This window comes from Kinneretia sp. DJ1R-11, assembly GCF_025717595.1.
Taxonomy (GTDB): Bacteria; Pseudomonadota; Gammaproteobacteria; order Burkholderiales; family Burkholderiaceae_C; genus Paucibacter_A.
Map to the genome: position 1 here is coordinate 271061 of NZ_JAJIRR010000004.1, position 12549 is coordinate 283609.

The following is a 12549-nucleotide window of genomic DNA, read 5'->3' on the forward strand; positions in this document are numbered from 1 at the left end:
CGGGTGCCGCAAGGGCGCCGCCCTGGTTTGCAAAAACCGCCGCAAGCCCGAAGGCCGGCAGGCGGTTCACAGCTCTAACTCACAGCCTCCAGGCTGCCAGCACAAGAGGCGTCAGACCGAATCAACGGCTGTAGACATTCATGCCGGGGAAGAAGAACGCCACTTCAGCGGCGGCCGTCTCGGCGGCGTCAGAGCCGTGCACGGCATTGGCGTCGATGCTGTCGGCGAAGTCAGCACGGATGGTGCCCTTCTCGGCCTTCTTCGGGTCGGTGGCGCCCATCAGGTCGCGGTGCTTCAGGATGGCGTTCTCGCCTTCCAGAGCCGAGATCACGACCGGACCGGAGATCATGAAGTTCACCAGGTCGTTGAAGAAAGGACGTGCCTTGTGCACGGCGTAGAAAGCTTCGGCTTCGCCGCGCGACAGATGGGTCATCTTGGCCGCCACGATCTTCAGGCCTGCGCCTTCAAAACGGGCGTAGATTTGGCCGATCACGTTCTTGGCGACGGCATCGGGCTTGATGATGGAAAGGGTACGTTCGATCGCCATGGTATTTCTCCTGAAATCTAAGGGCTTGGCAAAACCCGCGATTGTACTGTGTGCCGGTGTCAGCGCTGTTTCAGCGGCCGCCGGAGCGACCACCGAAATGCGCCTTGCGGCACGGCAAATCAGCGCTTGCGGCCACCGAAGCCGCCACCACTGCGGCCGCCGCCACCACTGTTGCTGCCCTGCCCGCCTTGGCCACCGCGGCCGCCGCCGCCACGCCCGGTGCGACGCACAAAGGCATCGGCACCGATATAGCCCACCGAGGTCTGCATGGGATCGGGTTGACGCGGGCCGTCACCGCCTTGACCACCACGGCCGCCACGGCCCTGGCCGCCACGCGGCTCCTGGCTGCTGCTGCCACCGGCACCAAAACCCTGCGGGAAGCCACGGCCCTTGTTGCCCGCAAAACGGCGGTCAAAGGTCTGCTCCAGCGGATTGATATTGCGCGGAATCACGTCGTCAAAATCATCATCGCCACGGTCCAGGTCGCGATCCCGGTTGGGGGCCGCTTCCTGGTTGCGCGGACGCTCACGATCGGGCCCGCGCTCATTGCGCTCCGGACCGCGAGGCTCGGGTGCCCGGCTGGGGCGCGGCCCAACACCAGCATGACGACCATCGGCACGGCGGCCACGCGAACGGTCGGCATTGCGGTCAGGGCCGGCACCGCGCTCGCCACCACGCTCATTGCCACGATCACCGCCGCGGTCATTGCCGCGCGAAGCACGCTCCTGACGTTCACCACGCGGTTCGCCACGATCGTCGCGACCACGCCCCTGAGACTCACCACCGGCCAAGCGACGGATGACACGCACATCCTCTTCGCCCAACTCAATCCAAACGCAACGCTTCAGGCCGCGCGGCAAGACCACGGTGCCATAGCGGATGCGGATCAGACGGCTGACGGTCAGGCCCACGGTGTCGAACAGCTTGCGCACTTCGCGGTTGCGGCCTTCGGTGATGACCACACGGTACCAGTGGTTCACACCCTCGCCACCGCCATCCTCGATGCTCTTGAAGGCTGCCTTCTGGCCTTCAACGATGACGCCATCCAACAGGCGCGCCTTTTGATCGGGCGTCAGCGTACCCAGCACACGAACCGCGTACTCGCGCTCCACGCCGAAGCGCGGGTGCATCAGCTGGTTGGCCAACTCACCGGAATTGGTGAACAGCAACAGACCTTCGGTGTTGATATCCAAGCGACCGACCGACTGCCACTTGCCCTGCTGCAAACGCGGCAGATGGCGGAACACGGTCGGGCGACCTTCCGGATCGTTGAAGGTGACGACTTCACCCGCCGGCTTGTGATACGCCAGGATGCGGGGCGCCGGCGGCGAGATGCGCACACGGATCGGCTTGCCGGCCACACGAACCTGATCGCCAAATGAAATGCGCTGGCCGATATGGGCCACTTCGCCGTTCACCTCGATCTTGCCGTCGGCGATCATGTCTTCGATGTCGCGACGCGAGCCAATGCCGGCCTGGGCCAGCACTTTCTGCAGCTTGGGCGCGTCGGGCTCGGCGGCCAGCACGCGCTTGGTGTCGACCTCTTCCTCGTCGGCTGCCACGGCAGCCTCAGGAACTTCGTCCTCGCCACCATCAAACTCACCCGCCAGCACTTCAGCAAAGCGCTCGCCCACGGCTGCCAGCACCTCTGGCGCCGGTGCCACGGCCTGCACCGCGACACGGGCCGGACGCTCGGCGCCCTCGCCTGCCGGCGCACCCTCGACACCATCGACGCGATTGGGTCGGTCCTTGCGACCGCGACGACGGTTGCGATTGCGGCCACCGCGCTCGCCGGCCTCGCCAGATTCAGCATCGTCACCCGCAGAACCGCCTTCAGCCGATTCAACCGAGTCGGCCAACGCCGACGACGCCACCGCTTGCTGGGACTCAATCTCAGGTGCCAGTGTGAACACCGGCTTGCGCTCGGCCGGCGCCGGCGCGACGGCGGCATCACCCTCTGGCTGGGCCTGCACCGCCTTGGCAGCAGCCGTCTTGCGCGGGGCTCGGCGCTTGGGGGCTTCAGCGTCGCTCGGCACCTCGGCAAGCACCGGCTCCGCGGCGATCACAGCGACCTCCGCCTCAGCGGCAGGCTTCTTGGCTGCCGTCTTGCGCGGGGCACGTGGCTTCACCGGCGCGGCTTCCGCCGCCGGCTCCACTGCCGCAGCAGGCGTACCGGCCTCGGCCGTCGCAGTCACCGCCGCCACTTTGGACTTAGCCGGAGCGCGCTTGCGCTTGGGCGCTGCGGCTTCACCGCCTTCGGCAGCTTGGGTACTGGAGTCGGCTTGGGGATCGGTTTCGTTGGAATTCATGCGTCGGGTTGCACCGGTTCGGCGGCGTCAGTCTGAGGGTCCGGCAAGGCCGGAACGGATGCGCCGATATCGTTGCCGATAGGCGCGGAACTTGGTTCTGCCGGCAGATCCACAGCGGGTTCTGCCGATTCTTTTTCATTCACATCTTCGGAAGGTGGCTCACCTTCCAGCAACTGGCCTTGCAGCCCCGCCACTTCAGCCAAGGCCGCCGCAGGCAGTTGCCCGGCATCGAGCTCTGGCAGTTGCTCCAGGCTATTCAAACCCAGATCATCGAGAAACTGCTGAGTCGTCGCATACAAGGCCGGTCGCCCAGGCGCTTCGCGATGACCGATCACATCAATCCAAGCCCGATCTTCGAGCTGCTTGACGATCTGGGTGGAGACCACCACACCGCGAATATCCTCAATATCACCCCGCGTCACCGGCTGCCGGTAGGCAATGATGGCCAAGGTCTCCATCACGGCTCGCGAATAGCGCTGCGGCTTTTCGGGGTGCATTCGGTCCAGGAACTCACGCATCTCGGGCCGACTTTGAAAACGCCAGCCACTCGCCACCGCCACCAACTCGACGCCTCGGCCCTCCCAGTCACGGGACAACTCATCCAGCACCATGCGCAAGGTATCCGGGCCGACCGCGTCGACAAACAAGCTGCGCATTTCGCGCAGCGTCAAAGGCTGCTGGGCGCAAATCAGCGCGGTCTCGAGGACGCGCTTAGCATCCTGTGTGTTCATTGACTTTCGTCATCATTCCCGTTTCATGCGGGTGTTTACTTGTCCCGGCCTTGCTGGGTCGGGCGCTTGGCTTCAAGCCTTGCCAGTTGTGCATTGACACTCGGGCCAGGGAGGCAGCGCCGGGTCGGCATTGCGTCCATTCCAACTGTCAGACAAGAGGCGGGCTGGGTTTGTGGCTGGGGGCTGCGCGGCGTCTGCATCGACATCGGCAAGACATCGACCCTGAACCCGCGGCACCACCGCACCGAGCTTGAGACACGCGACGCGGGCCAGGGACTGCCACCCACGTTTCATATGCTGCATCATCAACTGTGCTCGATTGTAGCGCCCTCAATCGAAGATCGGCGGCAAGCTCAGCGGCGGCAAATCCAGCTGCTCCCAAGCCGCAGCCAAATCGGCCGGCAAGCCAGCCTCAAACTGCAAGGCGACACCGCTGACTGGGTGGGCGAAAGAGAGCCGTGCGGCATGGAGCGCCTGACGCGTCAGACCCAGGGCCGGGACGCCTCCATACAGCGCATCGGCGACCAGAGGGTAGCCCTTGTAAGCCAGGTGAACCCGGATCTGGTGGGTGCGGCCGCTGTGCAACACACAGTGCACCGCGCTGATGCTGCGCACACCCTGCTCACCCATGCCCAGCAGATAGACATCGGTGCGCGAGGGCTTGCCGGTGGCCAGCACCGCCATCTTGATGCGCGAGATCAAGTCACGACGTAGCGGCGCGTCCACGGTCATTTCCTCGGGCACCCGGCCATAGGCCAGGGCCACATACTCGCGGTGCACCTCGCGCGCCGCGATCATTCGGGTCAGCGCCGTCACGGCTTCACGGCTCTTTCCCACCATCATCAAGCCGCTGGTGTCCTTGTCCAGGCGGTGGACGATGCCGGCACGCGGCAGCGCGGCTGCGGCCGGGTGGTAGGCCAGCAAGCCGTTCATGACGGTACCGGTCCAGTTGCCGGACGCGGGATGAACCACCATGCCTGCAGCCTTGTTGAGTACGAGCAAATGCTCATCCTCATAGACGATGTCCAGGGGCAAGACTTCAGCCCGGAAGGCCCTGCTCTCTTCCGTGGGTTGCAACTCGACCCGCACGCGCTGGCCGGCCTGCAACTTGCGCGACGCGCTGGGCGCCGGTTGGCCGTTGATGCTGACGCAGCCCCGCTCAATCAGGCTTTGCAGGTGATTGCGCGAAAACTCGGGCGCCAGGTCCACCATCCAACGATCCAGGCGCTGGCCATGCCAGCCGGCATCCACCAAAGCTTCGCGGACCTCGACGGTCTCGTCTGCCGCTACTGCGGGGTCTTGTTCGCCGTCCCATTCATCGTCGCCATCCACGGGCGCGAGGGTCGGACTTGCAGGCAGAGCCTGAACCATATAATCGTTGCTCCGTCTTCAGCTGAGGGCCGGTGATGAGCACCGCCCTGTAGGGATCATGATCGAAAATTGCGTGGAGCGCCGCCTGGCGCGGGCATCAAACGGCTTGCCAGCCCAATCGCTCCAAGAGCAGCGCCAAGAGGCTTCAGTGGCGGGATTTCCCCGGACTGTGGCTTGGCGTTCAGGCCTGATCGCGGCCCTCGCCCTGGCCCTGGCAGCGTGTTCATCGGCCCCCAAGGACGACCCGAATTCTCAGGCCAGTCTGGACAAATTGTACTCAGAGGCCAAGGACGACCTGAGTTCCGGCAGTTACGACCGCGCCATCAAGAGCCTGGAACGCATCGAAGGCCGGGCCGCAGGCACGGTGGTGGCCCAGCAAGCCCAACTCGATCTGGCCTGGGCCTTCCACAAGAGCGGAGAGCGTGCGCAAGCGGTCAGCACCTTGGACCGCTTCATCAAGCTCAACCCGTCGAGCCCGGCCATGGACTACGCGCTCTACATGAAGGGCCTGGTCAATTTCAACGAAGACCTGGGCCTGTTCGGCCGCCTGGCCAGCCAGGACATTTCCGAACGCGACCAGCAAGCTTCGCGCGATGCCATGCTGGCATTCAAGCAGCTGATCGACCAGTTCCCGGATTCCAAGTACTCGGCCGAAGCGCGCATCCGGGTGGACTACATCACCAACACCCTGGCGGTGTATGAAGTCCATGTGGCCCGCTACTACTTCAACCGCGGCGCCTATCTGGCGGCGGCGAACCGCGCCCAGCAGGCCGTGCAGGAATTCCAGCGCGCCCCGGCCGCCGAGGAAGCCCTGTTCATCCTCGCCCAGAGCTATGACAAGCTGGACCTGCCCGCCTTGCGAGACGACGCGACCCGCGTGCTCAAGCAAAGCTTCCCGGCCAGCCCATACCTGAGCGGCGACTACGACGGCGGCAAGAAGGCCTGGTGGCGCTTCTGGTGACACGCCGGCCACACAGCCTGCATCACTGAACATCGAACGCGTGCCAAGGCACGCGTTTTTCATTTCAGACCGGCAGACGCTCGGCGGCCAACTGCGCCAGCCAAGCCAGTGCCTGGCCCTCATCGTTCAAGGGCGTCATGGGCGGCAGGGCGGCACGCAAACGGCGACCGTAGTTCATGCCAGCCATGCGCGGGTCGCAGACCACCAGCAGCCCACGGTCTTGCTCGGTACGAATCAAGCGGCCGGCACCCTGCTTGAGGGAAATGGCGGCTTCGGCGATGAAGTACTCCGAGAAGGCATTGCGCCCCGCCGCCTCCAGCCGCTGCACCCGCGCCTCGACCAAGGGGTCATTGGGGGGCGGAAACGGGAGCTTGTCGATCAGCACGCATTGCAGCTTGTCACCGGGCACGTCAATGCCCTCCCAGAAACTCGCCGAACCGACCAGCACAGCGCTGGGGTTGTCGAGAAACTGCTGCAGCAGCAAACGCTTGGGCGCAGCGCCCTGCTGCAGCACCGCGATCGCATCGCAGCCGGCTTCGAACTCGGCGCGCAGGCCGTCGCCAATGATTTGCAGCGCGCGCAGGGTGGTGGTCAGCACAAAGGTGCGCCCACCGAGCGCGCGGGCACAGCGCGCAGCCATGGCGGCGACCTGAGGCGCGTGATCGGGCTCATTGGGCTTGGGGAAGCCGCGCGGCACATAGAGCCGCGCATTTTCGGCGTAATTGAATGGGCTGCCGACGCGCAGCACGGTGGCCTGCTCGAGACCAGCCGGCTCGGTGAACCAGCTCAAGCGCTCGTCTTCACCGAGGGTGGCGGACGTGAAGATCCAAGCCTTAGGGGGCCCCTGGAGCTGCTCCTGCATCGCCTCGCGGATATCAAGCGGCGACTGCACCAAGCGCGCCTGATGCGGGCTCAAATCGATCCAGCGCACATCACCAGGCTCGGGCTCCTGCGCAAAAGTCTCGGCCAGCTCGCGCAAGGCCACGGCGCGTTCGTGCAGCCTGAGGAAGTCAGGCGAAAGCTCGGTCACCGTGGCCAAGCATTCAATCGCCTGCTCGGCCGCCGCCGCCACTTCCTGCAATGCCGCGTCAAAGCCGGGCCGACCGGCGCGCTCTTTCCAGCTCAGCTTGAGCATGCCGCGCACCTCGCGTCCGGCGGTGGCCAAGGGACCAGCGCAAACCAGGCGCAGCTCGCGCGCAGCCAGCTCCATGCGCGCCTGCAAAGCCTGCCAGTCCTGCAAGCCGCGGGCCTGTGCCAGACCCAGGCCGAGCAGATCGCGGCCAAAGTCCAGCAGCTGCGAGCTGCCCAGCAAGGTGCCGAGAAACTGCACACCCGCCTCGGCCAGCTGATGCGCCTCGTCAAAGACGGCAAGATCGACGCTAGGCAGCAGCTCGGCGACACCGCTGTCGCGCAGCGTCACGTCGGCGAAGAAAAGGTGGTGATTCACCACCACCACATCCGCCTCCATGGCCTCGCGCCGCGCCTTGACGACAAAACAGGACTTGAACTCCGGGCACTCCGAACCCAGGCAGTTGTCGCGGGTGGAGCTGACCAGAGGGATCACGGGTGAACGCTCGTCCAGCCCATCCATCTCAGCCAGATCACCGCTCGATGTGCCCTGCGCCCAGCGCTCCACCCGCGCCAAGGCCATGACCGCACGGCGATCGGGCAGCTCAGCGCTGTGGCGCGCCTGATTCATTCGGTGCAGGCAGAGATAGCTGCCCCGACCCTTGAGCAGGGCGATGCGAACCGGCACTTGCAGGGACTGACACAGGCGCGGCAGATCGCGCATATAGAGCTGGTCCTGCAAATTCTTGGTCGCCGTGCTGATCAGCGCGCGCCCGCCGCTGAGCAGGGCCGGCACCAAATAGGCAAAGGTCTTGCCGACCCCCGTGCCCGCCTCCACCACCAGGGTTTCGCGTCGGGCAATCGCCTGCGCCACCGCCTGAGCCATGGCCAGCTGCTGTTCGCGCGGCGCGTAGCCGGGATCACTGCGCGACAAGGGGCCTCCGACATCGAAGGCCGCCACCACCCATTGCTCAAGTTCGCTGGCCTGCAGAGTCGGCGCCACGTCCAGAGCGGCCACGAAGTCTGCGTCCAGCTCACCGGCAGGAGCTTCGTCCATGACGGGCCATTCAGGCGGCATGCTGGCGTTGTCGGAAGGAAGATCAGCAGCGGTCACATCAATTCAGCGCGCAGGCTGTCTCGCTAGATTCAAAGTGGAGGCCGCGCCCCCACGGCCGGCAGAAAGCCCAGGAAGCGATCAGGCGAGTTCGTCCGGACCGCTGGCCATTTCCAGCCGCGAGATCAGGTCGCGCAGCTGCAATCGTCGCTTCTTGAGCCGCCGCAAACTGAGCTCATCCAGCGGCAATTCAAGCGCGACGCGGTCAATCAACACATCCAGATCGCCATGTTCGATGCGCAGTTCGATCAAGCGGCGCGACTGAGAGTGAAGTTGTTCATCCATGAGGGCTTTGCCCGGGCGAAGTGGCGCAGTTTAACGTTTATAGTTTTCGGCATGACGCGCACTCCTCCAGGCTTTCGCCTGAGCGCGGCGACCGGCATTCATCGCGGCGACCGCCTGTACCAGCAAGATCAGGTTCAAGTCCTGACCCATGCCCGCCTGAGCGGCTGTCTGCTGGCCGTGGTGGCCGACGGCATGGGCGGCAAGAGCGGCGGGCGCAAGGCCTCCGACCAGGTCATGCTGACGGCCCAGCAACTGTTCGAACGCTTTTCACCCGAAAGCGAAATGCCGCAGACGCTGCTCGACCAGTTGGTGGCCGAAGCCCATCTGATGATCAAGCTGACCGCCTTGTCCGCGGAAGAAGAGCCGCACAGCACTGTGGCCGCGTTTTTGATCGGGCCAGACCGGCATTGCCACTGGATCCATTCGGGCGATTCACGCATCTACCATTACCGCGGGCCCAATCTGGTCAAGCGGACCATGGACCACTCCTATGTGCAGCGCCTGGTCGATGAAGGCCAGATCAGCGAAGCCGAAGCCAGCAGCCATCCTCAGTCCAATCTGCTGACCGGCTGCCTGGGCACGGTGGCCGAGCCCACCATCAGCACCCACACGATTGAAAACCTGGTCGCAGGCGACACCTTGATGTGTTGCAGTGATGGCCTTTGGCACTACTTCAGCGCCAATGAGATCGGCACCGTGCTGCACAGTCTGCCGCCCCGGGAAGCCGCCGAACTGCTGATCAGCAAGGCACGTCAACGCGCTCGCGGAGGCGGTGACAACCTGTCCTTGGCGATCGCCAAGTTTGAGCCCTTGAGCTGAGGCGGAACGACGCCTCTTGAACCGAATCAGCGCGCTCCGCTGGCCGGCGCAGAGGCGGCTCGCAGTGCCGCGATCTCTGCAGCGCTTGGCACCGGCAGAGAAGGCGCCAGCGCCTTTTTGCGCTGCTCCTGGCGTTGTTTGACATCCCGCTGGTGCGCCAGCATGCTGCGCTCTTGCTCGGCACGTTGCAAGGCGTGCCGTTTCGCCGTCAGCTCTGCTTGCTGCTGCTTGGCCTGCGCGCCCGCACCCGGCGACGATTTGCCCAACTTTCGGGCAGCCGCCGCAGACGCGGCCGTTGAAACCGGCTGGGCGGCAGGCGCCTCGGGCTTCAGCAAAGCCTCGCTGCGTCGCTCGGCCTCTGCAACGGCGAACTCCTGCTGGCGCTGAAGCACGCGGTCGCGCTGAGCTTGTGCCCGCTCTCGACGCAGCCGGGCTTCGATTTCATCCTCTCGCTGCTTCAAGGGCCGCAGCTGCGCATGGTGCTGCAAGCGCAGCTGCACGATGCAATCGTTGACCGCGAACTTGCGCTGGCAGTCGGCAACGCCGACGAGGTAGGCGGACTCGAGCTGACGCTGGGACTGCTTGAGCCGACGCAGCTCCGCCTGCTCGGCAGCGGCGCCTGTCGAAGCAGGCTCCGCGGCTTGCGCCAACGACATGCCCTGAGCCCAGACCAGCGCCAGCATCAGCGCCAAGGCGGGCATCACACCCATCAAGCGAAGCGGCGCCTTCATGTCAGCGAGGTATCGACATCACGCCGGGACAGCGACAGATACTCCTGCGACTGCATCTCTTGCAGGCGCGAGACCGTACGCGGGAACTCATGGGCCAGCGGGCCGTCGGCGTACAGCTGCTCGGGCGGCACGGCGGCCGAGATCACCAATTTGACGCGGCGGTCGTACAGCACATCGACCAGCCAGGTAAAGCGTCGCGCCTCACTGGCCAGGCGCGGCGGCATTTCCGGCACATTGGACAAGATCAGGGTGTGGAACTGGGTGGCCAGCTCCAGGTAATCGTTCTGCGAGCGCGGGCCGCCGCAAAGCTGGGCGAAGTCGAACCAGACCACGCCACCGGCACGGCGCCGGGCGCGGATCTGGCGCTGCTCGATCTGCAGACGCGGGTCTTCGTCGCGCGCCTCGGCCAGAGCCTCGAAGGTGGCGGTCAGCGCGGCTTCGGCCTCATCGCCCAGCGGCTGGTGGTAGAGCTGAGCCTGGTCCAAGGTGCGGCGGCGGTAGTCGAAACCGTTGTCGACGTTGATGACCTCCAGCGTGGACTTGAGCAGTTCGATGGCCGGTAGGATGCGGTCGCGATGCAGGCCGTTCGGATACAGGCCGTCAGGATGAAAGTTGGACGTGGTGACGATGGAGACACGGTTCTTGAACAGCGAATCCAAGAGGCGATACAGGATCATCGCGTCGGTCACGTCCGAGACATGGAATTCGTCGAAGCAGATCAGGCGGAAGCGCTTGGCAATCCGTTTTCCGAGCTCTTCAAGCGGATCAGGAATGCCCTTGAGCTCCAGCAGCTCGCGGTGGACCTCACGCATGAACTCATGGAAGTGCAGACGGGTTTTGCGCGTTAGCGGCACGGCTTGGAAGAAGCAGTCCATCAGAAAGCTCTTGCCCCGACCCACCCCGCCGAACATGTACACGCCACGCGGCAGCGGCGGGCGCACCAACAGTTTGGTCACGGCATTGCTGCGCCGCGCCTTGTAGTCGGCCCATTCGTCCTGGCAACGCTGCAGCGCCGCCACGGCGCGCAGCTGCGCGGGGTCGGCGGTGTAGCCGCGCTCGGCCAGAGTTTGCTGATAAAGCTCGGTAACGCGGGTCATGAGAGAAACACTACAACCTTCTTCGAGATGGACCAAGGGGCGACCGCGGCCGCCCCTTGTTGCTTGCGAATTCCGACCGGAATCAGAAGTTCAGCGTGCGCTTGTCCACGGCCAGGGCCGCTTCCTTGGTGGCTTCGCTCAAGCTCGGGTGAGCATGGCAGATGCGCGCGATGTCCTCGGCCGAGGCCTTGAACTCCATCGCGACCACGGCTTCAGAGATCAGCTCAGACGCCATCGGGCCGATGATGTGCACGCCGAGGATTTCGTCGGTCTTGGCATCAGCCAGGAACTTGACGAAGCCGTTGGTGTCACCCAGTGCGCGTGCACGGCCATTGGCCAGGAAGGGGAACTGACCGGCCTTGTACTCAACACCATCGGCCTTGAGCTGTTGCTCGGTGCGGCCGACCCAGGCAATCTCGGGGCTGGTGTAGATGACCCAGGGGATGGTATTGAAGTTGACATGACCATGCTGGCCGGCAATGCGCTCGGCCACGGCCACGCCTTCTTCCTCGGCCTTGTGCGCCAGCATCGGGCCACGCACCACATCGCCGACCGCCCAGACATTGGGCAGGTTGGTCTTGCAGTCGCCGTCCACCTCGATGGCGCCACGCTCGTCCAACTTCAGGCCCACAGCCTCCGCATTCAGACCGATGGTGTTGGGCACGCGGCCGATCGAGATGATCAGCTTGTCGACGGCCAGGGTCTGGGCGGCGCCCTTGGCGTCGGTGTAAGCCACCGTCACGCCGTCCTTGCTCTTGGTGACCTCGCCGATCTTCACGCCCAGCTCGATCTTCAGGCCTTGCTTCTTGAACAGCTTGGCGGCTTCCTTGGCGACCGATTCATCGACCGCGCCGAGGAAGGTCGGCAGACCTTCCAGCACGGTGACTTCCGCGCCCAGGCGACGCCAGACTGAGCCCATTTCCAGGCCGATCACGCCGGAGCCGATCACGCCCAGCTTCTTCGGCACTTCGGCGATGCGCAGGGCGCCGTCGTTGGACAAGATCAGCTCTTCGTCAAACGCTGCGCCGGGCAGCTGGCGGGCATTGGAGCCGGTGGCCAGCACCACATGCTTGGCCAGGATGACTTCTTCGCCGGCCTTGACTTCGTACAGGCCGTCCTTGGCCGCCACGAAGGAGCCGCGGCCGTGGAAGAAGGTGACCTTGTTCTTCTTGAACAGATAGAGGATGCCGTCGTTGTTCTGCTTCACAACGGTGTCCTTGCGACCGATCATCTTCTTGATGTCGATGCGCACGTTGTCCGCCGAGATGCCGTGGTCGGCAAAGTGGTGGTTGGCATGCTCGAAGTGCTCGCTCGATTGCAGCAAGGCCTTGGACGGGATGCAACCGACATTGGTGCACGTACCGCCCGGTGCCGGGCCGCCCTTTTCGTTCTTCCACTCGTCGATGCAAGCGGTGTTGAAGCCCAGTTGGGCGGCACGGATGGCAGCGATGTAGCCGCCGGGGCCGCCACCGATGACGACGACGTCGAATTGTTTGGTGCTCATAGGTATTCCTGA

Annotated in this window: 11 protein-coding genes; 2 read left to right on the forward strand and 9 right to left on the reverse strand. The window is 64.7% G+C overall.

Annotated elements, in window-relative coordinates; all coding sequences use genetic code 11:
• Window positions 1–121: 121 nt before the first annotated feature.
• The 4 genes from ndk to LNV23_RS10015 form a co-directional block, all read right to left on the reverse strand.
• Complete coding sequence (gene ndk / locus LNV23_RS10000; RefSeq protein WP_263519522.1) at window positions 122–547, reverse strand: nucleoside-diphosphate kinase; 426 nt, start codon at window positions 545–547, stop codon at window positions 122–124.
• A gap of 119 nt (window positions 548–666) precedes the next feature.
• Complete coding sequence (locus LNV23_RS10005) at window positions 667–2856, reverse strand: pseudouridine synthase (RefSeq protein ID WP_263562849.1); 2190 nt, start codon at window positions 2854–2856, stop codon at window positions 667–669.
• On the reverse strand, window positions 2853–3587 hold the full coding sequence (gene scpB, locus LNV23_RS10010; RefSeq protein WP_263519519.1) for an SMC-Scp complex subunit ScpB: 735 nt from the start codon (window positions 3585–3587) through the stop codon (window positions 2853–2855). The genes LNV23_RS10005 and scpB overlap by 4 nt, the downstream gene beginning before the upstream one ends.
• 330 nt (window positions 3588–3917) lie before the next feature.
• Entirely contained in the window at window positions 3918–4958 is a 1041-nt protein-coding gene (locus LNV23_RS10015; RefSeq protein ID WP_411910560.1) for an RluA family pseudouridine synthase, read from the reverse strand.
• Window positions 4959–5127: 169 nt separating this feature from the next.
• Between LNV23_RS10015 and LNV23_RS10020 the strand changes: the two genes are divergently transcribed.
• The gene (locus LNV23_RS10020; RefSeq protein ID WP_263519515.1) at window positions 5128–5919 is read left to right on the forward strand and encodes an outer membrane protein assembly factor BamD; all 792 of its coding nucleotides are present in this window, start codon (window positions 5128–5130) and stop codon (window positions 5917–5919) included.
• Between the two features lie 64 nt (window positions 5920–5983).
• On the opposite strand, the gene yoaA is transcribed toward LNV23_RS10020, so the two are convergent.
• Window positions 5984–8044, reverse strand: coding sequence for a DNA repair helicase YoaA (gene yoaA, locus LNV23_RS10025; protein ID WP_411910561.1), 2061 nt, complete (start codon window positions 8042–8044; stop codon window positions 5984–5986).
• A 138-nt stretch (window positions 8045–8182) separates the two neighbouring features.
• Window positions 8183–8386 (reverse strand): YdcH family protein, encoded by a 204-nt coding sequence (locus LNV23_RS10030; RefSeq protein WP_263519513.1) that lies wholly within the window; start codon window positions 8384–8386, stop codon window positions 8183–8185.
• A 51-nt stretch (window positions 8387–8437) separates the two neighbouring features.
• Between LNV23_RS10030 and LNV23_RS10035 the strand changes: the two genes are divergently transcribed.
• A complete protein-coding gene (locus LNV23_RS10035; protein ID WP_263562851.1) occupies window positions 8438–9205 on the forward strand; it encodes a PP2C family protein-serine/threonine phosphatase in 768 nt (255 codons plus the stop codon).
• Window positions 9206–9231: 26 nt separating this feature from the next.
• On the opposite strand, the gene LNV23_RS10040 is transcribed toward LNV23_RS10035, so the two are convergent.
• From LNV23_RS10040 to lpdA, 3 genes are all read right to left on the reverse strand, one after another.
• Complete coding sequence (locus LNV23_RS10040) at window positions 9232–9936, reverse strand: hypothetical protein (RefSeq protein ID WP_263562852.1); 705 nt, start codon at window positions 9934–9936, stop codon at window positions 9232–9234.
• Window positions 9933–11033, reverse strand: a complete 1101-nt coding sequence (zapE, locus tag LNV23_RS10045; RefSeq protein ID WP_263562853.1) for a cell division protein ZapE — start codon at window positions 11031–11033, stop codon at window positions 9933–9935. Before zapE ends, LNV23_RS10040 begins: the two co-directional genes overlap by 4 nt.
• Before the next feature lie 82 nt (window positions 11034–11115).
• Window positions 11116–12537, reverse strand: coding sequence for a dihydrolipoyl dehydrogenase (gene lpdA, locus LNV23_RS10050; RefSeq protein ID WP_263562854.1), 1422 nt, complete (start codon window positions 12535–12537; stop codon window positions 11116–11118).
• Between the last annotated feature and the right edge of the window lie 12 nt (window positions 12538–12549).